Annotated in this window: 23 protein-coding genes and 1 pseudogene; 13 read left to right on the forward strand and 11 right to left on the reverse strand. The window is 68.2% G+C overall.

What is annotated here, in order from left to right:
• Positions 1-327: 327 nt before the first annotated feature.
• Complete coding sequence (locus L3Q67_RS24805; RefSeq protein ID WP_499183866.1) at positions 328-1,071, forward strand: GbsR/MarR family transcriptional regulator; 744 nt, start codon at positions 328-330, stop codon at positions 1,069-1,071.
• 41 nt (positions 1,072-1,112) lie between these two features.
• On the opposite strand, the gene L3Q67_RS24810 is transcribed toward L3Q67_RS24805, so the two are convergent.
• Positions 1,113-1,679, reverse strand: coding sequence for a TetR/AcrR family transcriptional regulator (locus tag L3Q67_RS24810; protein WP_499183867.1), 567 nt, complete (start codon positions 1,677-1,679; stop codon positions 1,113-1,115).
• Positions 1,680-1,770: 91 nt separating this feature from the next.
• Between L3Q67_RS24810 and L3Q67_RS24815 the strand changes: the two genes are divergently transcribed.
• Genes L3Q67_RS24815 through L3Q67_RS24825 form a run of 3 tightly spaced genes read left to right on the forward strand, consistent with a single transcriptional unit; the run spans position 1,771 to position 5,155 of the window.
• The gene (locus tag L3Q67_RS24815; RefSeq protein WP_499183868.1) at positions 1,771-2,997 is read left to right on the forward strand and encodes a metal-dependent hydrolase family protein; all 1,227 of its coding nucleotides are present in this window, start codon (positions 1,771-1,773) and stop codon (positions 2,995-2,997) included.
• Entirely contained in the window at positions 2,994-3,875 is an 882-nt protein-coding gene (locus tag L3Q67_RS24820) for an alpha/beta hydrolase (RefSeq protein ID WP_499183869.1), read from the forward strand. Before L3Q67_RS24815 ends, L3Q67_RS24820 begins: the two co-directional genes overlap by 4 nt.
• Positions 3,872-5,155: an NAD(P)/FAD-dependent oxidoreductase gene (locus L3Q67_RS24825; protein ID WP_499183870.1), complete on the forward strand. Its 1,284-nt coding sequence runs from the start codon at positions 3,872-3,874 to the stop codon at positions 5,153-5,155. The genes L3Q67_RS24820 and L3Q67_RS24825 overlap by 4 nt, the downstream gene beginning before the upstream one ends.
• Before the next feature lie 94 nt (positions 5,156-5,249).
• Here L3Q67_RS24825 and L3Q67_RS24830 read toward each other — a convergent pair whose 3' ends face one another.
• On the reverse strand, positions 5,250-6,107 hold the full coding sequence (locus L3Q67_RS24830; protein WP_499183871.1) for a Rossmann-fold NAD(P)-binding domain-containing protein: 858 nt from the start codon (positions 6,105-6,107) through the stop codon (positions 5,250-5,252).
• A gap of 81 nt (positions 6,108-6,188) precedes the next feature.
• On the opposite strand from L3Q67_RS24830, the gene L3Q67_RS24835 reads away from it, so the two are divergent.
• Positions 6,189-7,121 carry an AraC family transcriptional regulator gene (locus L3Q67_RS24835; RefSeq protein ID WP_499183872.1) on the forward strand — a complete coding sequence of 311 codons (933 nt, stop codon included), beginning with the start codon at positions 6,189-6,191 and terminating at the stop codon, positions 7,119-7,121.
• 103 nt (positions 7,122-7,224) lie between these two features.
• On the opposite strand, the gene L3Q67_RS24840 is transcribed toward L3Q67_RS24835, so the two are convergent.
• Positions 7,225-7,605 (reverse strand): hypothetical protein, encoded by a 381-nt coding sequence (locus L3Q67_RS24840; protein WP_499183873.1) that lies wholly within the window; start codon positions 7,603-7,605, stop codon positions 7,225-7,227.
• Positions 7,606-7,844: 239 nt separating this feature from the next.
• Between L3Q67_RS24840 and L3Q67_RS24845 the strand changes: the two genes are divergently transcribed.
• Positions 7,845-9,404: an alpha/beta hydrolase gene (locus L3Q67_RS24845; protein ID WP_499183874.1), complete on the forward strand. Its 1,560-nt coding sequence runs from the start codon at positions 7,845-7,847 to the stop codon at positions 9,402-9,404.
• Between the two features lie 104 nt (positions 9,405-9,508).
• On the opposite strand, the gene L3Q67_RS24850 is transcribed toward L3Q67_RS24845, so the two are convergent.
• Entirely contained in the window at positions 9,509-10,765 is a 1,257-nt protein-coding gene (locus L3Q67_RS24850) for a YncE family protein (RefSeq protein WP_499183875.1), read from the reverse strand.
• Positions 10,766-10,939: 174 nt separating this feature from the next.
• On the opposite strand from L3Q67_RS24850, the gene L3Q67_RS24855 reads away from it, so the two are divergent.
• Complete coding sequence (locus L3Q67_RS24855) at positions 10,940-11,584, forward strand: TetR/AcrR family transcriptional regulator (protein ID WP_499183876.1); 645 nt, start codon at positions 10,940-10,942, stop codon at positions 11,582-11,584.
• 175 nt (positions 11,585-11,759) lie between these two features.
• Here L3Q67_RS24855 and L3Q67_RS24860 read toward each other — a convergent pair whose 3' ends face one another.
• The 6 genes from L3Q67_RS24860 to L3Q67_RS24885 form a co-directional block, all read right to left on the reverse strand.
• Positions 11,760-12,560 (reverse strand): VOC family protein, encoded by an 801-nt coding sequence (locus L3Q67_RS24860; protein ID WP_499183877.1) that lies wholly within the window; start codon positions 12,558-12,560, stop codon positions 11,760-11,762.
• Between the two features lie 43 nt (positions 12,561-12,603).
• Complete coding sequence (locus tag L3Q67_RS24865; RefSeq protein ID WP_499183878.1) at positions 12,604-13,014, reverse strand: VOC family protein; 411 nt, start codon at positions 13,012-13,014, stop codon at positions 12,604-12,606.
• Between the two features lie 77 nt (positions 13,015-13,091).
• Positions 13,092-13,706, reverse strand: a complete 615-nt coding sequence (wrbA, locus tag L3Q67_RS24870) for an NADPH-dependent FMN reductase family protein (RefSeq protein ID WP_499183879.1) — start codon at positions 13,704-13,706, stop codon at positions 13,092-13,094.
• A 131-nt stretch (positions 13,707-13,837) separates the two neighbouring features.
• Positions 13,838-14,302 carry a hypothetical protein gene (locus tag L3Q67_RS24875; protein WP_499183880.1) on the reverse strand — a complete coding sequence of 155 codons (465 nt, stop codon included), beginning with the start codon at positions 14,300-14,302 and terminating at the stop codon, positions 13,838-13,840.
• Positions 14,303-14,335: 33 nt separating this feature from the next.
• Positions 14,336-16,027 carry a cytochrome b gene (gene qcrB, locus L3Q67_RS24880; RefSeq protein ID WP_499183881.1) on the reverse strand — a complete coding sequence of 564 codons (1,692 nt, stop codon included), beginning with the start codon at positions 16,025-16,027 and terminating at the stop codon, positions 14,336-14,338.
• A gap of 140 nt (positions 16,028-16,167) precedes the next feature.
• Positions 16,168-16,593: a DUF6292 family protein gene (locus L3Q67_RS24885; protein WP_499183882.1), complete on the reverse strand. Its 426-nt coding sequence runs from the start codon at positions 16,591-16,593 to the stop codon at positions 16,168-16,170.
• Positions 16,594-16,954: 361 nt separating this feature from the next.
• Here L3Q67_RS24885 and L3Q67_RS24890 point away from each other — a divergent pair, with 361 nt between their 5' ends.
• Positions 16,955-17,695, forward strand: coding sequence for a GAF and ANTAR domain-containing protein (locus tag L3Q67_RS24890; protein WP_499183883.1), 741 nt, complete (start codon positions 16,955-16,957; stop codon positions 17,693-17,695).
• A 171-nt stretch (positions 17,696-17,866) separates the two neighbouring features.
• Positions 17,867-18,074 (forward strand): annotated as a pseudogene (locus tag L3Q67_RS24895) (hypothetical protein); the annotation flags it as partial.
• Positions 18,075-18,110: 36 nt separating this feature from the next.
• Here L3Q67_RS24895 and L3Q67_RS24900 read toward each other — a convergent pair.
• On the reverse strand, positions 18,111-18,347 hold the full coding sequence (locus L3Q67_RS24900) for a DUF2188 domain-containing protein (RefSeq protein ID WP_499183884.1): 237 nt from the start codon (positions 18,345-18,347) through the stop codon (positions 18,111-18,113).
• Positions 18,348-18,454: 107 nt separating this feature from the next.
• Here L3Q67_RS24900 and L3Q67_RS24905 point away from each other — a divergent pair, with 107 nt between their 5' ends.
• From L3Q67_RS24905 to vanX, 4 genes are all read left to right on the forward strand, one after another.
• Positions 18,455-19,012, forward strand: a complete 558-nt coding sequence (locus tag L3Q67_RS24905) for a cupin domain-containing protein (RefSeq protein ID WP_499183885.1) — start codon at positions 18,455-18,457, stop codon at positions 19,010-19,012.
• A 295-nt stretch (positions 19,013-19,307) separates the two neighbouring features.
• Positions 19,308-20,264 carry a D-isomer specific 2-hydroxyacid dehydrogenase family protein gene (locus tag L3Q67_RS24910; RefSeq protein ID WP_499191633.1) on the forward strand — a complete coding sequence of 319 codons (957 nt, stop codon included), beginning with the start codon at positions 19,308-19,310 and terminating at the stop codon, positions 20,262-20,264.
• Positions 20,261-21,289 carry a D-alanine--D-alanine ligase family protein gene (vanA, locus tag L3Q67_RS24915; protein ID WP_499183886.1) on the forward strand — a complete coding sequence of 343 codons (1,029 nt, stop codon included), beginning with the start codon at positions 20,261-20,263 and terminating at the stop codon, positions 21,287-21,289. The genes L3Q67_RS24910 and vanA overlap by 4 nt, the downstream gene beginning before the upstream one ends.
• Positions 21,286-21,894 carry a M15 family metallopeptidase gene (gene vanX / locus L3Q67_RS24920; RefSeq protein ID WP_499183887.1) on the forward strand — a complete coding sequence of 203 codons (609 nt, stop codon included), beginning with the start codon at positions 21,286-21,288 and terminating at the stop codon, positions 21,892-21,894. The genes vanA and vanX overlap by 4 nt, the downstream gene beginning before the upstream one ends.
• The last annotated feature ends 4 nt before the right edge of the window (positions 21,895-21,898 follow it).

Genomic DNA, 21,898 nt, shown 5'->3' on the forward strand with positions numbered 1-21,898 from the left:
CGAGCACGGTGATGCCCGCCAGGGTCGATCGGGTACGGAACTTCCTGGGCGGCCTGATCGGAATAGGCGGGATTCTGGTCACTTCTTCTCCTTGTGCGCGAGGGGAAACGGGCACCGGCTGCCTGCCGCCCCTTCATGACGAAGCGAAAGCTAAATTGCATTCATTGTTCCGTCAAGTACGCGGCACTGGGTTACCGCAGTAAGAGAACGTTGAACTGGCTATTTGCAATGGACCTGCCACTGAATGCAAGTGGTACCGGTGAGGGAATATTTGCAATGATGTGCGGGCGAATGAGATAGGTGGCCGAGCGGGGGAAGGTGCGCAGGATGCCGGGTAGCAGGATGACCCACGAGGACCGCCGGGACATCGAGGAGGGGCTGAGCGGGGGACTCACCTACTCCGAGATCGCCGAGCGACTGTCGCGGCCGGTGTCCACCATCGGCCGCGAGGTGGCTCGCAACGGCGGACGCGATGCCTACCGGGCCGACCAGGCCCATCGAGCGACCGAAGGGCGGGCGCGCCGGAGCGGGCCTGCCGCGGTCAGGGCGGCCCCGGCCGGCGCCGCCGCCTACGGCCGTGATCTCCAGGTGGTGCACCAGTTCGAGGAGCGGTTCACCGCGCTGATGGTCGGGACGGGCCTCCCGCGGATGACGGCCAGGGTGCTCGCCTGCCTGTACGCCACCGACACCGGCAGTCTCACCGCCGCCGAACTCGTTCACCGGCTCCGGGTCAGCCCGGCGTCGGTCTCCAAGGCCATCGGAGACCTCGAAGCGCAGGATCTGATCAAGCGCGAACGTGACGCCCGGGGACGGCGTGACCGCTACGTCATCGACGACCACGTCTGGTACCGGGCGTGGCTGAACAGCGTCCGTGCCAACCTCGCCCTGGCCGACACCGTCCGCCAGGGATCCGACAGCTTCGGTGCCGCCACCCCCGCCGGTGCCCGCCTCCAGGACATGAGCCAGTTCCTCCAGCACGTCAGCCGTGTGCTGATCCAGGCGGCCGAGGACTGGCGCCGAACCTCCGCCGCCCGCCCCAGAAGATCCACCCACTGGCCGGAAGGCGGCTGAACCTGGTCAGGTGAGGCGGGGGCCGATGATGTTCGTGTCGTTCAGCCCCGGCTCATGCGCAGGATCAAGGCGACCGTGTCCTCCGAGTGGACTCCTGGAGTCAGAACTTCCTGCAAGAGCAGGCCGCGAATCGCGGCGATGGTGACGGTGGCCAGGCTCAGCGCTTCCTCGGTGCCGAACCCTTCGCGTTCCGCGAGTGAGGCCAGGATCTTGGTCAGGTCGTCGAGCGAGTCGATGAACTCACGGAAGTTCTCCGGGTCGTACGCGGCCAGACCTACGACGTGGAAGAAGCCGCGGACACGCGACAGCTGCTCCGGGCGGGTGTAGGTCCGCCAGATCGCCATGACGAGGTCGTCGAAGGTGCCTTGCCGGGCGGCCTCGAAAAGCGCCTCGTTGTCGAGGGATCGCTGCGCCTTGAGCATGGCCGCCAACACGCCCGGAAGCGACCCGAAGTGGTAGCGCAGGAGGGCGTGACTGGTCCCGGCCCGGGTGGCGATCTCGCGCAGTGACACCTCCGGTGCGGGAAGGGCCTCGCCGAAGGCGTCGAGGAGCCGAGCCAGGAGGCGCTCGCGGGCGTCGCCGGTGCCTTGCGTGCTTGACAGGATCACTCCCGCAGTTTATCCATTGGAAAAGACTGACGGTGCCGTGGCGCTTCGACCATGGTCGCAGTCAGCCCACCGACGGCGGAGGACATCACTTGTGGGACCTTTCCAGATAACCGGCGCGGCGGTCGTCGACGGGTCGGGCCGCGACCCCGCCGACGTCGGCGTCACCGTCGAAGACGGGCGTATCACCCAGCTGGGTGCCTCCGGCGCATTCGGCGAGCGCCTTGATGCCGGGGGACTGACGATGACGCCCGGCCTGATCGACGCTCACGTTCACCTGGGCCTGTCGAGCCCGATCCAGTCGCAGTTCTCGTTCCGGATCAGTGCCGCGGAGATCGCAGCGGACATCTTCGCCACGGCCGGCGCGACGCTCGACGCCGGCTTCACGACCGTTCGGGACACCGGCGGGATCGACGGCGGCGTCGTCACCACGATCGCCAAGGGCAAGGTCAGGGGGCCACGCGTCCTGTCGTGCGGACCTGTTCAATGCCAGACCGGCGGGCACGGCTACTACGGAGCCGAGTGGGAACCCACCGAGCTGTGGGACAGCCATCACGTTCCGGGCCTGTGCGCCCTGTCGATGATGTCGGGCAACGCGGACGAGCTGCGCGGCAACGTGCGCGAGGCCTTCCGCCGCGGAGCCTCCTTCCTGAAGCTCTGTGTGACCGGCGGAGTGGTCGGCGCGCACGACCGGCTGACCGACACCCAGTTCACCGTGGAAGAGATCGCCGTCGCTGTGCAGGAAGCCGCGGCACGGGGCACCTATGTGACGGTTCACGCACACAACAACGAAGGCATCCGGAACGCGGTCGAGGCCGGGGCGCGCTGTGTCGAACACGGCACCGACCTCGACGAGTCCACGGCCACCCTGATGGCCACGCGCGAGGTCGCCCTTGTGCCCACGTTCGCTGTCGTCGAGCAACTGCTGCATGACACCGCTGGCGCCGGCCTCGGCGAGTCGACCCGCGACCGTGTGCTGGGTGTCCGTGAGCGGATGACCGAGGCGCTTGCCGTCGCGAAGGAGGCCGGAGTGCGGATCGGGCTGGGGTCCGACCTCATCGGTCCGGTTCAGGGCCGTCGAGGCGAAGAACTCACGTTGCGCGCAGAACTGGAGACACCGATGGAAGCACTCGTGGCGGCCACGAAGACCAACGCCGAGATCCTCGGCCTGTCCGGCGAGGTGGGGGTCATCGCTCCCGGTATGCAGGCAGATCTCGTGCTCTGGAACGGCAATCCGCTCGAAGATCCGAAGCTCTTCGCCGACCCCGCCAACGCCGTACTCGTCGTCCAAGCCGGACGTGTTGTGAAGGACCTCCGATGAGCACCATGTGGCACGGCTGCCTCGCCGACACCGACTACTTCGAGATGCGCTCCAGTGGTGGGCACGACTACGGCGTCTGGGTCACCACGCCACCGGGCTACGACCCCGCCACGACGCGAGCGCCTGCCGTGTATGTGCTCGACGGCAACTGGGCCGTGGGCATGACGGCTCCGCTCATCGTCACCCAGCTGGACCCCATGCAGCGGATCCAGCCCTACATCCAGGTCAGCGTCGGCTACGCGGGCGAAGACGCACAGCACTGGGACCGGCTGCGCAACAGGGATCTCGTGCCACCCGGTGAACCCGTCGCCCAGGAACTCATCGACGCGGTGGAGATGGGGGTCCGAGCGGGCGGGCGGACCCGCGAGGAAGCCGACGCCTACCTCGCCGGACTGCGCGACACCCACGCCGATGCGTTCCTGAGCTTCCTCACCGCGGAACTGCACCCGCGCATCGAACGCGACTACGGCACGGCCACGAGCGGTCACGGCCTTTTCGGCTACTCCTACGGCGGCCTTTTCAGCCTCTACACCTGGCTCACCGGCAGCACGCTCTTCGAAACCATCGGAGCGGGCAGCCCCGGCGTCACCGGTGCGGACAGCCAGATCTTCGCCCAGCTCCAAGCGATGGGTGACAGCCGGCATGCCGCCAAGCTGCACGTGACCCTCAACGAGCAAGAACTGCTCGGAGACCTGGCCATCTACCAGAACCTCACGAAGAACACCGCCACCGTCCTGCACCACCTCACCGCCCGCGGCGAAGCCGTCACCAGCGCGATCCTGCGCGAAACGCACGTGACCGGCCTGCAGGCCTCGTTCCTCAGCTACCTCAGGACCTGCCGTGCCCAGGTGTGCTCCAGGGGAGAGGGCGGCGAATGAGTACCGACGTGGTCGTGATCGGGGCAGGGGTGATCGGTTCGTCGATCGCTCTCGAGCTTGCGCGGGCGGGGCACCGGGTGCTCGTGCTCGATCGGGCCCCGGGGGCCGGACAGGGGTCGACCTCGGCATCGAGTGCGATCGTCCGGTTCAACTTCTCCACCACCGCCGGGGTGGCGACGGCGTGGGAGGCGCATTCCGGCTGGCTCGACTGGGCAGGCCACCTCGGGCACGAGGTCGGCGACCTCGCGATGTTCCGCAAGAGCGGGCTGGTCGTGCTGGACGTCGAGGCGGCTCCGCGTTCGTCATGGCTTCCGTTGTTCGATGAAATCGGTGTTCCCTATGAGGAATGGGACAGCGCGACATTGGCCAAGCGCGTTCCAGGTATCGACATCGGCCGCTATTGGCCGCCGAAACGGCTCGACGACGAGGGATTCTGGGAGGACGCGAAAGACTCGCTCGGTGGCGTGTACACCCCGGATGCCGGTTACGTTTCGGACCCGAGCCTCGCCGCCGTGAACCTCGCCTGCGCGGCTTCGGCGTGCGGGGCGGAGTTCCGCTTTCGCAGCACGGTGACAGCGGTGGAGAAGGCCGGCGGGCGCGTGAGGTCGGTGCGGCTGTCGGACGGCAGCCGGATTCCCTGTGCCGTCGTGGTCAACGCGGCCGGTCCGTGGTCGGGCGCGGTGAATCGGCTGGCCGGCGTGGGTTCCGACTTCACGGTCGGTCTGCGCCCGATGAGGCAGGAAGTAGCGCACGTGCCCGTCGGGGAGGGCTATGGCGGGCCCATGGTGGCGGACATGGATCTGGGCACCTATTTCCGCGGTGAAACAGGAGGGGGCCTGCTCGTCGGCGGAACGGAACCGGAGTGTGATCCGATGCAGTGGACCGACGACCCGGACGCCGTCGACATCCACCCGACGGCCGCGGTCTTCGAGGCTCAGGTGACGCGGGCCGCGCGGCGGTTGCCCGACCTGGCGGTGCCCAACCGGGCGCGCGGCGTGGTGGGCGTTTACGACGTCGCCGATGATTGGACGCCGATCTACGACCGCACCGAACTCGAGGGCTTCTACCTGGCGATCGGGACGAGCGGCAACCAGTTCAAGAACGCGCCGGTCGTGGGGCAGTTGATGACGGAGCTGATCGGCCAGGTGGAGAACGGCGTCGACCACGACGCGTCGCCCGTGCGGTTCCGGGCCCCGCGCACCGGCCTGGAGATCGACCTGGGTGCGTTCTCCCGTAAGCGCAACCGGAACACCGCGAGCTCGGGCACGGTGATGGGCTGAGCCGGAACTCGGGCGCAGCCGCGAATCCCAGGCGGCGCGGGGTGCGGAACCGCTGAGAAGAGTGCCGCCCGCACCCCGTGCCGTCTGGCTCGGTTCAGTGGAACGGCTTGACGTCCCGTGACGGAGGCGGGACGGCGGCCCACTCCGCGTTCTTCACGAACTCCCCGAAATCGATGGCTTCCCGGCCGAGTACGCGGACCACGCCGTCCGACACCCGGGTGTCCAGTCCTTTGCGGATCGACTCGACCAGGTCCGCGAAGCCGATGGCGTCTTCGACCGGCCAGCCCTGCGCGGTCTGTTCGGTGACGAACTCCTCGTGGGTGACCGGGACGTAGCGGAGCTCGCGGCCGGTCACCGCGGAGATCTCCGCGGCCACCTCGGCCATGGTCAGCGCCCGCGGTCCGGAAAGTTCGTAGATCTGCCCCGCGTGCCCGTCCTGGGTGAGCGCGGCGACGGCGACTTGGGCGATGTCCTCGGCGTCGACGAAGGTGGCCGCGCCATCGCCGGCGGGCAGGCGGAGTTCACCGGCCCGGACCCAGTCGGAGAAGAACCCTTCGCTGAAGTTCTGGGAGAACCAGCCTGGCCGCAGGATGGTCCACGCGATGTCGAGTTCTCGCACGGCCGCCTCGGCGTCGAGGAACACCCCGCCCACGGCTTCGTTCCCATTGCCATAACCGGGTACATCGACGCCCCGCCCGGAAACCAGGACGATCCGCTCGACGCCCAGTTCGACCGCACGCTGGGTGAACGGTCGTGTCAGCATTTCACCGTCGTACGGGACGAGGTACACCGCTTCGCTGCCTGCCAGTGCGGTGTCCCAGGTGTCGCGGTCGGTCCAGTCGAAGCCGTGGGAACGCGCGCCCACGCGCACGTTCTTTCCCTGTCGTCGAAGTCGCGGGATTATGCGCCTGCCGGTCTTGCCCGTCCCGCCGAGCACCAAGGTTTCAGTCATGCCGCCAGTCAAACGCGGTGAAGGGGGACCGACCATGGCTGATCGACTCGGGAGCATGTGTCAGCGTCTAGTCTTGATCGCGTGGACCTGCTCGCGGACTTGCTGGACGGGGTGCACGCGCGTGGCGCGTTGTTCCGGCAGACGATGATGGATCCGCCGTGGTCGCTGCGGTTTTCCGTGGTCGGCGCCGAGTTGACCCTCGCGACGATGGTGCAGGGCCGGGCCTGGGTGGTGAGCGATTCGATGCCGCCTGCCGAGATCGGCCCCGGGGACGTCGCGCTCGTCAAGGGGCCGTACACGGTCGCCGACGATCCGGGCACGCGCCCGCAGTACCTCGTGACCAGGGACGACTACTGCACGCAGATCGACGGCGGCGACCTCGGCGACTGCTATACCGCCGGTGACGGCGAGGCGGTGCTGCTCAGCGGAGGGTATGCGGGTTCGTTCAGCCAACGGCTGCTGGACGCGCTGCCCGCGGTGATCGTGGTCCAGGCGGCCGGGTCGATCCTGGGCCTGGTGACCGAGGAGATGAGCAAGGACGACCCCGGTCAGCAGGTCGTGGTCGACCGGCTGCTGGATCTGCTGCTGGTCTCGGCGCTGCGCAGCTGGTTCGACCGCCCGGACGCCGGCACACCGGCCTGGTACCGCACCTCGGACGACCCGATCGTGGCTGACGCGCTGCGGCTGATCCACCAGCGCCCCGCCGAACCTTGGACGGTGAGCGGCCTCGCGGCCAAGATCGGCACGTCGCGTGCCGCGCTGTCCCGGCGGTTCACCACGCAAGTCGGGGAACCACCGATCACCTACCTCACCGGCTGGCGCATCGCCATCGCGGCGGACCTGCTCCGCGACACCGAGGACACCATCGGCTCGATCGCCCGGAAAGTCGGCTACGCCAACGCTTTCGCCCTGAGCGTGGCGTTCAAGCGTCTGCGCGGCATCACCCCCGCCGACTTCAGAACCCCCAGGGGAATGGCGAAGCCCGGCGTGCGTCTCACCTTCCCGGCCGACTGAAACACCACCGGCACCGCCAGCACCACTGTCCACTGGACCACCGCAGCGGGCAGGTCACCGGCGTCCGCCATGGCTCCCTCAAGCCACGTCGAACCGCTTGCGATCAGGCCCAGACGGTGCAGTGGTACTGATTGCTGCCCACGTTCACACAGGATCGCCATGCCGTGGCCTGGCGGTTCAGGATGTCAGTCGAGCCGTTGCCCGCGCCGAGCGGGCCGTCCCAGCCGCCCGGCTTTGCCCGGTCGAGGTGGACGCGACGGCCCAGACTGTCCGTACCCTGCATCCGGTAATCAGCACCCGCGCTCGCCGGCGGGTACGTGTAGAGGCGGAGTTCCCCACCGCTACCGGGATACGCCGTGCAGATCCGGGTGCCGTTCGGCTGCGTCCAGCATTCGTCGGCGAATGCCCCGGGCGTGGCGACGAACATCCCGGTGATCGTCGCCGCTCCGATCACGGCCGCCGAAACCTTCGTGCGTAAGGACATTCTTCGCTCCTCAGCTCTCAAGCCCGCTGTACCAGGACGGCAGGGACGATAACGGAGACGGCCTCCCGAAACAGCGTTTTCACAATTTCCGGTACCGGTTTCACGCCTGCCTTAAACCGCCACGGAATACTCGCGACGAGTCTGGTCGAAACTGTCTCGCTCGTTTTTGGTGGATGCCCGGACGAGCCGCCCTGTGTTGTCGCTACAGTCCCCCGGGTCCGAACGAACTGGGGGTTCGAATGAGGAGATTCCTCACCATCGGCCTGACCGCGCTGCTCGCCATGGGCACCGCGGCGGCCGTCAGTACACCGGCTCACGCCGCTTCGCAGCTCGACTTCGGGGCCTGCCCGGCGGATGTCGCCCAGGTGTACCCGGCACTGAAATGTGCGACGGTCAACGTCCCGCTCGACTATTCGCGGCCGTTCGGCGCGCGGATGGACGTGCTCGTTTCGAAACACGCCAGCACCAATCCGGCGAAACGGCGCGGCGTGCTGTTCGTCAACCCCGGCGGGCCGTCGGGTTCCGCGGTGATGCAGGCGGGCAAGCTGTCCGCTCCGAACGCGACCGGGTACACCCGGCTGCCCAAGGAAGTGCTCGAAACCTACGACATCGTCGGCCTCGATTCCCGCGGCACCGGCCACAGCCAGCCGCTCAGCTGCGTCGGCGAGGACTACTGGCGCCAGCTGCAGCCCGATCCGGACCGGCCCGAGGAGCGGGACAAGAGCTGGGAGCGCTGGAAGGCCTTCGCCCGCTCGTGCGCGGAGAAGAACGGTGAGAAGCTGAAGCACACCGGCAGCCGCAACGTGATCCAGGACATGGACCGCGTGCGCACGCTGCTCGGCGAGGAGAAGATCAGCTACCTGGGGTATTCCTACGGCACCTACCTCGGCAGCGCGTATGCCGAGCGGTACCCGGACCGGGTGGACCGGATGGTCCTCGACAGCTCGATGAATCCGGTGGAACCGCAGATGTGGTACCACAACTCGACCGGTCAGGTCAGCGCGGGAGTCGCCCGCGAACACGCCTACCTGAGCTGGATCGCCAAGTACGACAACGTGTTCCACCTCGGCAAAACCCACGAGGAGGTGAACGCGGCCTGGCAGAAGCTGCTCGGCGACTTCCGGAAGGCGCCGCGCGGTCCGTCGAAGAACGTCGGCGCGGTGGAACTGATGGACGTCTACATCGCCAACCTGTCCCACGAGCTCTACTGGGAACCCCTGGCGAAGGCGATGGCCGACTACGTGCTGCGCGGTGACGATCGTGCCGTACTGGACTGGGCGACTCCATCGGGTGGCGCGCAGGGAGAAAGCTCCATCGCGGGAATGATCTCGATCGCCTGCGTCGACTCCGACGCGCCGACGGACCGGACCAAGATCGAGCGCGACTTCGGCGAGCTGGCCAAGACCAGCGATTTCGCCTGGTACAACGTGTCGATCCCGTCGGCCTGCGCCAACTGGCCGGTGCACGATCAGCGCGTCGTGCCGTCGGGGAAGAACCTGCCGCCGATCCTGCTCTTCGGCGTCGAAGGAGACTCCGCGACGCCGTACGCGAACACCGTCGCGATGCACCAGCAGTTGCCGAGTTCGGTGCTGGTGACCGAGCGTGGCGCGGGCACCCACTGCTTGTTCGGCAGCCACCCGGCGATGGTCAACTGGGAAGCCCAGCGGATCGGCAAGGAGTACCTCGTCGACGGCGTGCTCCCGAACGCCGACCTCGACATCGCGCCACACCCCCTGCCGGTGCCCACGGCGGGAACCGCGGCGGCCGCGCGTCCGGCCGTGCTTTCGCAGCACTCGTGACACCCGCTGACCCGTCCCGTTCCCACCGGGGCGGGTCAGCCTCGCGAAGGCGCCGAGCAGCCCCGGTGGGCGGTTCTTTACCGTGACTGGCCGTGCTGTGGGGGTCAGGGGGTCGGGGAGGTCCAGTCGGCGGGGATGTGGGCCAGGCGGACGCGCTGGGGGTGGTCGCCGACCGGGACGGAGATGACCTTCCGGCCGGTGGCGAAGTCGATGGCGGTGACCTGGTCGGCGTCGCTTTCGGAGATGACGCAGGCGGTGCCGTCGCCGCTGACGGTGGCCCAGTAGGGCTTGGCGGCGGGGACGAGCGGGCCCTCCTGGAGGGTCGTGCGGTTGACGATGGTGGCGTAGTCGTCCATGGTTCCGGCCACGCACAGCTTGCTGCCGTCGGGGCTCATGGACAGGCCGTGGTGGCGGGAGTCGTTGACGTAGGTGGTGCGGTCATCGCTGGTGTCGGGGTTTTCGGGGAGGGTCTTCACCCGGGTGATCCGGTCGGTGGCGACGTCGTACTCGGCGAGGCCGTTGAAGAAGGAGACCTGGAAGTACAGTTTGGACTCGTCCGGGGTGAGGGCGGCGGGGCGGACGGCGTCCGAGAGGTCCTTGCGGCCGGCGGCGTCGAGGCGAGGACGCATGTCGATGGTCTTGACGACCTTGAAGGTGGCGGTGTCGGCGATGGTGACCTTGCGGTCGCCCTTGAGGAAGTCCTGCCACGGGGCGTCGAAGTCGTTGTTGACCTCGCCGATCGACATGTTCCAGATGTGCTTGCCGTCCTTGGAGAAGATGTTCTCGTGCGGCTTGTCGCCCGTGGCGAACTTCCCGAGCTCCCGGCCGGTGGTGATGTCGAGGACGTGGACGGTGTTCGACGTCGAGGCCGACACCGCGACGCGGGTGCCGTCGGGGGAGACGGCCATGTGGTCGGAGCGGAAGCCGGAGACGGGGAAGCGCCATTTGACCTGGCCGGTGGCCACGTCGATGGAGACCACATCGGCGAAGCTGGGCCGCGAGGCGACCAGGGCGGTGCCGTCGGGCGTGGCGTACATGTCGTCGACGAACTGGTCGTGGCCCTCGCCCGCGGTTTCGCGGATGCCGAGGAAGAAGATCAGCCTGATCGGGTCCAGGTAGATCTCACGCAGCCGCTCCTCCTTGTCGGGGATGACGTTGATCCGGCCGATCCTGGCGAAGTCGCCGCGAGCCTTGATGACGGTCGCGGTCCCCTCCCAGTTGTTGCCGACGAACATCACCTCCTGCAGGGCCGGAGCGGCGTGGACGGGGGCGGGGATCGAGGCGCCGGTCGCCAGGACCGCGACGGCGGCGCCGAGGGCGAGCAGAGTTCGGCGCCTGGCGATGCGGGGCAGGATGTGCATGAGAGCTCCACAGGGGTGAGAGGTGCGTCGTTGCAAGATCTCGTGGGCTGTGCGACAGCTCAGGCCGAACTCCGAAACTGGCTGAGTTCAGACTAGTTACTGGATAGTAGGAGTCGGGAGCGACGGCCACAACCCCGGATGGGGGAAAATGCGTCATCACTGATCGGAGGCGTGGTGGCGGGCAGATCAACCCCGGCGGAGGGCCGGTACGGCGGCAAGGACGCGGCTCAGCGGCAGGCGGAGCGGCGCGCTCGGTTCCTGGAGGCGGGCCTGGAGCTGTTCGGCGGGGAGCTGGGCTACCGGGGGACGCGCCTGGCCGCGTTGTGCAAGGAGGCGGGGCTGTCGAGCCGCCAGTTCTACGAGGAGTTCCACAGCCTCGAAGACCTGCTCGCCGAGCTGCACCTGATGGTCAACGACGTGGCGCAGCAAGCCGTCAACGAGATCCTGCCCGAGGTCGGTGACCTCACGCTGGCCGAGCGGGTCCCCCGGTTGCTCCACGCCTACGTCAAAGGCGCGGCCTCCGATCGGCGGCACGCCCGGATCGCCTACGTGGAGATCATCGGCGTGAGCCCCCGCATGGACCTGCAACGCCTGGAACGTCGCGCAGTCTGGGTCGACTTCCTCCGCGGCATGGGCGACGACGCCGTCAAGCGCGGCGAGCTCCCGCCCGGTGATCACACGATCGCCGCCGCGGCCTTCATCGGCGCCGTCAACGGCCTCATGCACGACTGGGTCATCGGCTGGGTCGACGCCTCCTTGGACGAAATCGCCGAAGAACTCCTCCAGCTCCTCCTGGGCCGCTACCGGATCACCCCCTGAAACGGCCCGCGAGTGGTGGCACACGAATCAGCCCTCGTACGCGGGTACCTCCACGTACGAGGGCTTCGAATCGACGGCTGTCTCACCGGTCCTGACGCTGCGCGCGACCGCGGCTCGCGTCAGCGGCCCCGGCGCCCTGCCGGGTGGACGTTCGATCGGTGGCGGCGTGGTGTGCTCATGCGGGTGCGGTGATCCTCCAGTGGTGGCCGTCGGGGTCGGCGAAGTGTCCGATGTGGTCACCGCGGTCGTTCCGGGTCACGGGAACGGTGATCCGGCCCCCCGCGGCACCCGCGGTTTCGAGCAGGGTGCCGAGGTCCTGCCGGGAGGCAGCGGTGTGGGTCAGGACAACGCCGGAAAAGCCGTCGCCGCGCTCGTCGACGCCGGCGTCCTTGGCGAGGGATTTGCGTGGGAGCAGGCCGAGCCGGCTGACGCCCGGGGTGATGGTGAAGTCGATGAACTTGTCACCGTAGTCGCGGTCGGTGGTCATGCCCAGCGCCTGGTAGAACGCCTTGGCAGCACTGGGTTCGGCGACGCCGAGATAGACGGCCGTCTCGACGGGCGCCACCGGCGAAGTGACGGGAGCGGTGTTCTTCTTGGTGGCCGCGGCCAGCTTCCACACCGCACCGTCCGGTGCCCGGTACACGGCGGTGAACTCGCCGAAGAGTTGCTTCTTCGCCGGTTTGACGACCGCCGCACCGTGGGTGGTGGCGGCGTCGAGGAGGAACTCGACTTCATCGGGCTGCTTGACGATGACGGACAGGACACAGCCGCGGAATCCGGACGTCGCCGGATCCGTCCCGGCTTCGCCGGCGAGGACGCCGGTCTGGTGGACGGCCAGCTTCCCGGTGCCGTGCAGGTCCAGGTCGGTGGTCTGGCCGTCACCGGCTGCCGCGGGCGGGAGCACGGAGGTGTAGAAACCTCGTGCTGCCTGCGGATCCGGTACACCGACGGTGATGAGGTCGATCGAGAGTGCCATGCGGGTTTCCTCGTGGGGCGTGGGGGCGATGAACCGGCTGGTTTCAGGCGAGCTGGTTGATGCGGATGAGGTTGCCCGCGGGGTCGCGGAACGCGCAGTCGCGGACTCCGTAGTCCTGGTCGGTGGGTTCCTGGACGACGTCCGCGCCGGTGGCTTCGAGGCGTTCGAAAAGGCCGTCGAGGTCGTCGGTGGCCAGCGTGATGGCGGTGTAGGTGCCCTTGGCGATGAGTTCCAGGATGGTGCGGCGCTCGTCCTCGCTGATGCCGGGATCGACGGCAGGCGGGTGCAACACGATCGACGTGCCCGGTTGACCGGGCGGGCCGACGGTGATCCAGCGCAGGCCCTCGTAGCCGACGTCCTTGCGGACCTCGAAACCGAGGGCGTCCCGGTAGAAGCCGAGCGCGGCTTCGGCGCCGGTGTGCGGGAGGAACGCGTGGTGGATGGTGATTGCCATGCCCGTCAACCTAAAGCCGCTCACCGCGACCGTGCTTCTTGATTCCTGATCGGTTGCCGGGCGCCGCGGGTTTCCGGCTATCCGGAGAGTCCCGCCCTCAGCGCGGTGGTGACTTCCACCGCGCGCCTGGCTTGGAACGACATGGCATCGAGTTCGACCTGGCCGGGGGGAACCTGGCCGTTGTCGGAAGTGTGGCTCGTACCGTACGGGTTGCCCGCCTGGAACTGGATCGGATCGGCGTAGCCGGGCGGGACGATGAGGCAGCCCCAGTGGTAGAAGGTGTTGTTCAGCGCGGTGATCGTGGTCTCGTGCCCGCCGTGCGCGGTGGCCGCCGAGGTGAACGACGTCGCGACCTTGTTCACGAGCTTGCCCTCCGCCCACAGTGGACCCGTGGTGTCGATGAACTGCTTGAGCTGCGCCGCGGGTATCCCGAACCGGGTCGGTGCCCCCATGATCAGCAGGTCGGCCCACTCCAGGTCGGCCAAGGTCGCTTCGGGGACGTCCTGCGTCTGCCGGGCGTGGGCGGCCCACCCCTCGTTGCTGGCGACCGCCTCCTCCGGCGCCAGTTCGCGCACCTTCCTCAGGCGCACCTCCGACCCCGCGAGCTCGGCGGCCTTCGCCGCGGCCTGCGCCAGTGCGTACACACTGCCCGTGGCCGAGTAGTAGACAACAGCGGTCTTGACCTTCGCCATCAGTGGTTCTCCCCGGGTCGACGTTGCAAAGCCAAGTCGAGGCCTACCCGCCGGGGGCGTCGCCAAAGCGTGCTGTCACCCACTCCGGGCACGTTCCGGACGGGGCGCCGGACTCCCGGCTACCGGGCCGGTCACCCGGTATCGGTTCGCACCGCGGTGAGCCCGACCAGCAGCTCGCGCGCCCGGACAGATTTCCCGGATCGGGCGATGTCGTCGAAGACAACGCTGAGATTGCTCTGCGCCGCGTCCGGTGGCACCAGCATGAACAGCACGTTGCCCCGCGACCGGGCGATGGTGGACCAGTGCGCCAGCGGAGCCGGTATGCGCGTGTCCATGGAGATGGCGCAGCCCGCGGCGTGCACGGTGGCGGTGAGCGGGTCGTCGTGGAATTCCACGACGCAGTCCACGGTGAGCGGCCACAGCCCCCGTTCCCACTCCCACGGCAGGCAGTGGGCCATGCCGGTGCGGGCGAGCAGGCCGCTCAAGCGCCGGTACCCCCGCGGGGTGCTCGGTTGCAGGGACAACACCGGATAGGGCGCGCTTTCGTCGTAGGCGAGCAGATCGAGTTGCCAGCGCACCGGCAGCGGGTGTGGCATGACGGATTCCCTTCTCGACGGTGGGGTGCTGTTTCAGGTGCCGGAAGCCGGGCCGTCCTCGGCCGGGTTGCCGCCGGGTTCCCCCGGTGCGGCGCTCCCGTTCCCGGCCGGCCCCAGCCGGGCGGTACCGGAATCGACGGCCCGGCGCAGCGCGGCGGTCTCCTCCGCCGGGAAGGGCTGCAGCAGGCCACCGGGAACCGCGCGCCCCGCGGCGCCGAGCTTGTTGGGCTTCTTGGGCACCGCCGCACCCTGGTAGGTCAGGGAGGTGGCCCGTCCGCCGTCCGCGGCGGGCACGAGCGGCTGGTGGATCTCCGTGTAGCTGCCTTCCGGGCCGCGGGTGACGATGCCGGTTTCGATCCCGTGCTCGAGCACTTCCCGGTCGGATCGCTGCAGGGCCAGGCAGACCCGGTAGGTGACGAGGTAGGCCAGCGGCGGGGCCAGCAGCAGGCCGATCCGGCCCGCCCAGATCGTCGCGTTCAGGGACACGTCGAATTCCAGCGCCAGGATGTCGTTGACCGAGGACACGGTCAGCACCCCGTAGAAGGTCAGTGCCATCATGCCCAGGCCGGTGCGCACCGGCACGTCCCTGGCCCGCTGGACCAGGTTGTGGTGGGCGGTGTCCCCGGACAGCTTGCGTTCTATCCACGGGTAGGCGACCAGCAGGGCGATCATCAGCGTGATGCCGATGGCACCGGCGAAGAAGACCGGTGGCACGGTGTGGTCGCCGGGATAGAGCTCCCAGGGCGGGAAGACCCGCAGCAGCCCGTCGGCCCAGCCCATGTACCAGTCCGGTTGTGAACCCGCCGAGACCTTGGGCGGGTCGTAGGGGCCGATGTGCCAGATCGGGTTGATCTGGAACAGCCCCGAGATGGCGACGAGGATGGCGGTGACCAGGCCGAAGAAGGCGCCGCTCTTGAGGGCGAACACCGGCATGATCCGCACCCCGACGACGTTGCTCTCCTTGCGGCGCACCCCGGGGAACTGGGTGTGCTTCTGGTACCAGACCAGGGCGAGGTGCGCCGCGACCAGCGCCAGCATGATGCCCGGCACGATCAGGACGTGCAGGGTGTAGAGCCGCGAGATGATGATCGAGCCGGGGAACTCCCCGCCGAACAGGGCCCAGTGGATCCAGGTGCCGATCACCGGCACGGACAGCACGATGCCGGACAGGGTGGCCCGGATGCCGGTCCCCGAGAGCAGGTCGTCGGGCAGTGAATAGCCGAAGAAGCCCTCGAACATGCCCAGCACCAGCAGCAGCGCGCCGATCACCCAGTTCGCTTCGCGTGGCCTGCGGAACGCTCCGGTGAAGAACACCCGGAACATGTGCACCATCATCGCCGCCACGAAGATCAGTGCCGCCCAGTGGTGCAGCTGGCGCACCAGCAGCCCACCGCGGACTTCGAACGAGATGCCGAGGGTGGTCGCGAACGCCCGGGACATTTCGGTGCCGCGCAGGTTCTCATACGCCCCGTCGTAGACGACCTCCTGCATGGAGGGGTCGAAGAACAGGGTGAGGTAGACCCCGGACAGCACCAGGATCACGAAGCAGTACAGGGCGATTTCACCCAGCAGGAAGGACCAGTGGGTGGGGAAGACCTTGTTCAGCTGGCGCCGCACCCCGCCCGCCAGGTGCAGGCGGTCATCGGCGGCACCGGCGGCGCGCGCGGCGAGCCGCTGGGCGAAAGGCGTACCCCGGGTCGGCTTCGGCGCGGGAGAGGAATCCATCAGACCTCACGATCAAGTGGTCGCATCGGCGGGCACCACGGCGATCCACGGCAGTGGCCTCGAGATCGCGAGCAACAGCGGTGCCGGCCAAGGGATCGGCCAGGAGCAGGCACGGGGAGGCGGCAAGCCGGCAGCTCGGCTCACGACGTCAGGATTCCGGCGCCGGTGAACCGCCCCAGCCGCTGGATCAGGTCGTCGTCGTCCCCCGCCCGGCGCAGCACGGGCGGCTCCGGGGAGGTCAACCGCAACGCGCCCAGTGGGCGGCAGGCGAACCGCGCGACCACGGCGGGCGGTGGCACCACGTCGCCACCCAGGTAGGCCAGCACGATCAGGTCCTCCGCCGAGGCGGTTTCCACGGCCAGCGCCCAGCCGTGCTCCTCGTCCCACAGCAGGGCGAGATCGCGGTCCGGATAGCGGGGAAGCCGCTCGTCGATGGCCAGGTAGGCGTGCGCGGGCGAATCCAGCTGGACGAAGAAGCTGCCGCTGCCGAGCCCGAGTTCGGCCGCCACCTCACGCACGTACTGGGGCAGGCCGCGAGCCGCGGCGAAATCGAATTCGATGGTCATGGCGTGACCGCCTCTCACCAGAACCGGAGAGTCGCCGCCTGCTTGACGAAACGCCGGTATACCCGCCCCGCGGCGCCCCAACCCTTCCTGTTGCCCAGAATTCGAAGAGGGCGGCCCCGAGGCCGAAGTGGACGCACCGCCGGACGCGCCCGGCTTCCCGCCGCCGCCCGGCGGCCGAAAATCATGGGTGGACCACGCCGAGCCGGGTAACCGGCCCCCATCGGAACGGTGCCGGTGTTCCGGCCCACCGTTCCCGCGCGGGGTGGCTCGTCGGGTGCGACCCGAGGTCGCGCGAGCCTGGCGAGCCACCTCCCGCGTGTCGGTGCCGCCCACATCTACCGCCCGGCGGAGGGAGAACGAAGTGCACCTCGATCCACTCGCGCAGCAGTTCACCACGCTGACCCACGCACTGCTCGGCGCCACCACCACCGGTGAGGTACTGCAGCGGATCACCGACACCACGCTGCGGGTCGTTCCAGGGGCCGACCTGGTCAGCATCACGCTGTGCGCCCCGGACGGCACCTTCCACACCCCCGTGACGACCCACCCCGTCGCCGCCCGCCTCGACCAGCTGCAGTACGAACTCGGCGAAGGCCCGTGCGTGGACGCCGCCAAGCCCACCGGACCCGCCGCCGCGATCAGTGCCGACCTGGCCACCGAACCCTCCTGGCCGGAGTTCGGCCCCGCCGCGGCCGGCCACGGGCTCGGTGCCGTGATGTCCACCGCCCTGATCCCCAGCGGGACACCGGCACTGTCCGGAGCGCTCAACATCTACTCCCACCGGTCCCACGGGCTGGGTGACGCCGACCAGACCGCGGCGCTGCTGCTGGCCACCCACGCCTCCCTGGCACTGGCGCAGGTCACGGCGGTGACCCAGGAACAGCTGCGAAACCACCAGCTGCGCCGGGCGATCGACTCCCGCGACGTCATCGGCCAGGCCAAAGGCATCCTCATGGCCCGCCGCGGCCTCACCCCGGAAGAGGCGTTCGACCTGCTCCGGCGCACCTCGCAGGACCTCAACGTCAAACTCGCCGAACTCGCCGACACCCTCGTCCGGCACCACACCGAAGTCGTCCAGCGCGTCGAGCCGCCCTCGCGCTGAACCGCGCTTTCTTCCCTTGTGGACAAGGGTTTACCCGGGGTCCACAAGGGAAGACGGGCGGATCAGACGCCGCGAGGAGGTGGCGGCGGTCCGTGAGGAAACAGCCCGGCTGACCGAGGTCGACGGACTGGAGTCGGGCCGCGGGTCATCCGGGAGAAGCGGTCCGGGGCGCACGCAGAAGACGGCATGCCCGCGCCGCGGGCGGTCAGCATGTCACTGGCGCTGTGCGAAAACCATCCCTGCAACGGCGTTTGATGCTGATCCCGGCTTCACACCGTACATTCTTGCCGTGCGTCGGGAAAACACCATCCCGTTCCCGCGTTCGAACGTGTTCGTGGTCCACAACAGCGTCGAGAACACTTTGGACGAACCCTACGCCGACGCCCGCACCTTTCGTAGTCACGCTGGCTCGGGGTCACCCGGGGATGTTCCGCGGATCGTGGCCATAGGTATTGCGCTCGGCGATCTTGCCATCCATGGTGCGGATGAAATGCTCCACCTTGCGCTCCCGCGCCGCCTCGCGGCCACGCGCTGTCGCTTCCTGCTTTGCCGCGTGGGTGCTGAAAGTCCGGGAATCGCCCTCGACCTTGTTCTTCCACTCGCCGTTTTCGGCCACCGTGGTTACGCGGACTTTCGCGGGGTTCGCGGCCAACCGCGCGACGCGGGGCTACCTCGGTGACCCGGGGGGCACGGATCACCTTTTCCGGGAGAATCCACGACCGGCGTTTGAGGTGGTGCGCGCGGGGAACTCGCGCCTGCATGAGCGGCCAGCTGCCTTTCGTCCCGCCGGACCGGCGACTCGACCTCGACGAACTGCGCGAAATCGCGGCCAAGGTGGCGGAACAGTCGTCGTTGTGGAGAGACGGCCTGGTCCAGACCAGTCGGGAACGCACCTATGTCGACGTGTTCACCAACGACTACTTGGGTGTTTGGGCGATTTCCTGGGTGGAGCACGCGCACGACACCGGCTTCCACGACCACGACGTGTCCGGCGGGGCGGTGCACGTCGTGGAGGGCGCGATCCGGCACGAGCACCTCCGGCTCGGGGACCGGCCGGTCGGCAAAGCGGTTCACGCGGGCGAGGGATTCTGCTTCGACAACACCTTCATCCACCGGATGCGCCCGGAACCGGGGGCCGGCGCGACCGTCACCATCCACGCCTACTCGCCACCGCTGATCGAGACCGGTCAATACGGCGAAGGCCACGACGGGCTGCTCCACCGGATTCCCAGCCCGGCCGAGGAACAGCTCAAACCCCATGGCGACCAGGGCACGCCGAGCGACGCGGAGGACAGCTTGAGCTCGTCGCGTCCCTGATCGATCCAGCAGCGGGTTGGACGCGCGGAGTCTTCGAGAGCTATAAGCGCTTCCTTCCTTTCGCGCGCCGCACTGCGCCGGGCCGCGACTTCGGCCCCTGCCGGGGTTGAGTCCTCGGCGGACTAGGCTGTTACTGGTCGGTAACTTATGGTGCGCGTATCGAAAACCGGATACGGGACGGCAACGCCGTGGCGTCTTGACTGCTGTCATGACCTACCGCGAACCGGCACGAACGGCGGCCCGCCGCACTCGGGCGCCGGCGTCCTGGTCCTTCGCCACCGCTCCGGGGACGGGCATCACGGTCTACGGGTGCGAACCGGACGAGGCCGCCCTGTTCCGGCAGTTGGCGCCCCGCTTCGGGGTGGCGCCGACCCTCGTCGAGGACGCGGTGTCCGAAGCCAATGTCGCACTGGTGGCCGGAAACCGGTGCATCAGCGTCGGCCACAAAGCCCGGATCACCGAGCGCACCCTGCTCGCACTCAGCCAGGCCGGTGTGCGGTACGTCTCCACGAGGAGCGTGGGGTGCAACCACATCGATGTGGACTACGCGAAGAGCGTCGGCATTTCGGTGGGGAACGTCGCCTATTCGCCGGACAGCGTGGCCGACTACACGCTGATGCTGATGTTGATGGCGGTGCGCAACGCCCAGTCCACCCTCAGGCGCACCGATGCCCATGACTACCGGCTGAACGAGCAGCGCGGGAAAGAGTTGCGCGATCTGACCGTCGGCACGGTGGGAACGGGACGCATCGGTGCGGCGGTCATGGACCGGCTGCGCGGCTTCGGTTGTCGCCTGCTGGCTCACGACATCCGCCCCGGAACCAATGCCGAATACGTTCCTCTCGACGATCTGGTGCGGCAGAGCGACTTGGTGACACTCCACACGCCACTCAACGCCGAAACCCACCACCTCCTCGATGGGCGGCGCATCGACATGATGAAGCGCGGCGCGTACGTCATCAACGCCGGACGCGGTGCCCTCATCGACACCGAGGCCCTGGTTTCCGCGCTGGAAAGCGGCGCGCTGGGCGGGGCGGCGCTGGACGTCCTGGAAGGCGAAGACGGGATCTTCTACGCCGACCGCCGCGACGCCCCCATCGAAAGCGAACTGCTGCCGCGGTTGCAGAAACTGCCGAACGTGCTCATCACCCCGCACACCGCCTACTACACCGACCACGCGCTGGCGGACATGGTCGAAAGCTCCCTCGTCAACTGCCTGGACTTCGAAAGCAGAAAGCAGCACTGGATATGAGAATCGGCATCATCTTCGGGGGGAGTTCCGAGGAACACCCCGTCTCGGTCAAATCAGCCAGGGAGATCGCCAAGAACCTCGACACCGACAAGTACGAACCGTTCTGGATCGGGATCACCCAGGGTGGGGCCTGGCTGCTCTGCGACGGCCCGGACACGGACTGGGAGGACGACGGCCGCCCGGTCGTGCTGTCGCCGGATCGGACCGTCCGCGGGCTCCTCGCCCTGGGCCACGGCAGGTTCGAAGCGATCAGCCTGGACCTCGTGCTGCCCGTGCTGCACGGCAAGTTCGGCGAGGACGGCGCGGTGCAGGGATTGCTGGAACTGTCCGGCATCCCCTACGTCGGCTGCGACATCCAGAGTTCCGCGCTGTGCATGGACAAGTCGCTCGCGTATGTGGTCACCAGCGCCGCGGGGATCCCGACGCCGAAGTTCCGGACCGTTCCGGCGAACGAGGGCGTCGACCCCGGATCGCTCACCTACCCCGTCTACGTCAAGCCTGCCCGCTCGGGGTCGTCCTTCGGCGTCAGCAAGGTGACCCGCGAAGAGGAACTGGCGGACGCGCTGGAGACCGCGAGGCAGTACGACTCGAAGGTGCTGATCGAGGAGGCTGTCGTCGGCACCGAGGTCGGGTGCGCCGTCCTGGGCAACGAGCTGGAATTGATCACGGGCGAGGTCGACCAGATCACCCTGTCCCACGGGTTCTTCAAGATCCACCAGGAAGACAATCCGGAAAGCGGTTCCGAGAACTCGACGATCACCGTGCCCGCGGACATCCCCGAGGAGACCCGGACGCTCGTCCAGGAGACGGCGAAGGCCGTCTACCGCACCCTGGGCTGCTCCGGGCTGGCGCGGGTGGACCTGTTCCTGACCGAAGACGGCACGGTGGTCCTCAACGAGGTCAACACCTTCCCCGGGATGACCTCCTACAGCCGGTACCCGGGGATGATGGCGGCCGCAGGCATGCCGCTCGCCGAAGTGATCGACCGGCTGGTGTCGTTGAGCCTGACGGGGAAATTGCGATGAACGACGATTTCGCCTTCGTGGACGAGTCGGCTCCCGGAATACGCTGGGACGCCAAGTACGCCACCTGGGACAATTTCACCGGCAAACCCGTGGACGGGTACCAGGCGAACCGGATTGTCGGCACGAAGGCGTTGTGCACGGCGCTGGAGGGCGTGCGGGAGAAGGCCGAGTCCCTCGGCTTCGGCCTGCTGCTCTGGGACGGTTACCGCCCGCAACGGGCCGTGGACCGCTTCATCGACTGGTCGCGGCAGCCCGAGGACTGGCGGACGAAGCTGCGGCACTACCCGCACATCGACAAAGCCGAGATGTTCGAAAAGGGTTACGTGGCGAGGAAATCGGGCCACACCCGGGGCAGTACCGTCGACCTGACCCTGTTCCACCTGGCCACCGGTGAACTCGCGGAAATGGGTGGCGGCCACGACCTGATGGATTCGATCTCGCACCACGGTGCAGCGGGGATCACGCCGGTCGAGGCGGAGAACCGGGAGCACCTGCGCTCGATCATGGAGACCTGCGGGTTCCGCGCCTACGAGTGCGAATGGTGGCACTACACGCTGGCGGACGAGCCCTACCCGGCCACTTATTTCGATTTTCCCATCGCGTAGCCGA

The organism is Saccharothrix sp. AJ9571 (assembly GCF_021725495.1).
GTDB classification, from domain to species: Bacteria; Actinomycetota; Actinomycetes; order Mycobacteriales; family Pseudonocardiaceae; genus Amycolatopsis; species Amycolatopsis magusensis.

What these genes read in the sequence shown, in the direction of transcription:
- L3Q67_RS24805 (WP_499183866.1), top strand. Translation starts at nt 328, where the DNA reads ATGCCGGGTAGCAGGATGACCCACGAGGACCGCCGGGACATCGAGGAG.
- L3Q67_RS24820 (WP_499183869.1), top strand. Translation starts at nt 2,994, where the DNA reads ATGAGCACCATGTGGCACGGCTGCCTCGCCGACACCGACTACTTCGAG.
- L3Q67_RS24825 (WP_499183870.1), top strand. Translation starts at nt 3,872, where the DNA reads ATGAGTACCGACGTGGTCGTGATCGGGGCAGGGGTGATCGGTTCGTCG.
- L3Q67_RS24830 (WP_499183871.1), bottom strand. Translation starts at nt 6,107, where the DNA reads ATGACTGAAACCTTGGTGCTCGGCGGGACGGGCAAGACCGGCAGGCGC.
- L3Q67_RS24840 (WP_499183873.1), bottom strand. Translation starts at nt 7,605, where the DNA reads ATGTCCTTACGCACGAAGGTTTCGGCGGCCGTGATCGGAGCGGCGACG.
- L3Q67_RS24845 (WP_499183874.1), top strand. Translation starts at nt 7,845, where the DNA reads ATGAGGAGATTCCTCACCATCGGCCTGACCGCGCTGCTCGCCATGGGC.
- L3Q67_RS24850 (WP_499183875.1), bottom strand. Translation starts at nt 10,765, where the DNA reads ATGCACATCCTGCCCCGCATCGCCAGGCGCCGAACTCTGCTCGCCCTC.
- L3Q67_RS24860 (WP_499183877.1), bottom strand. Translation starts at nt 12,560, where the DNA reads ATGGCACTCTCGATCGACCTCATCACCGTCGGTGTACCGGATCCGCAG.
- L3Q67_RS24865 (WP_499183878.1), bottom strand. Translation starts at nt 13,014, where the DNA reads ATGGCAATCACCATCCACCACGCGTTCCTCCCGCACACCGGCGCCGAA.
- wrbA (WP_499183879.1), bottom strand. Translation starts at nt 13,706, where the DNA reads ATGGCGAAGGTCAAGACCGCTGTTGTCTACTACTCGGCCACGGGCAGT.
- L3Q67_RS24875 (WP_499183880.1), bottom strand. Translation starts at nt 14,302, where the DNA reads ATGCCACACCCGCTGCCGGTGCGCTGGCAACTCGATCTGCTCGCCTAC.
- qcrB (WP_499183881.1), bottom strand. Translation starts at nt 16,027, where the DNA reads ATGGATTCCTCTCCCGCGCCGAAGCCGACCCGGGGTACGCCTTTCGCC.
- L3Q67_RS24885 (WP_499183882.1), bottom strand. Translation starts at nt 16,593, where the DNA reads ATGACCATCGAATTCGATTTCGCCGCGGCTCGCGGCCTGCCCCAGTAC.
- L3Q67_RS24905 (WP_499183885.1), top strand. Translation starts at nt 18,455, where the DNA reads ATGAGCGGCCAGCTGCCTTTCGTCCCGCCGGACCGGCGACTCGACCTC.
- vanA (WP_499183886.1), top strand. Translation starts at nt 20,261, where the DNA reads ATGAGAATCGGCATCATCTTCGGGGGGAGTTCCGAGGAACACCCCGTC.
- vanX (WP_499183887.1), top strand. Translation starts at nt 21,286, where the DNA reads ATGAACGACGATTTCGCCTTCGTGGACGAGTCGGCTCCCGGAATACGC.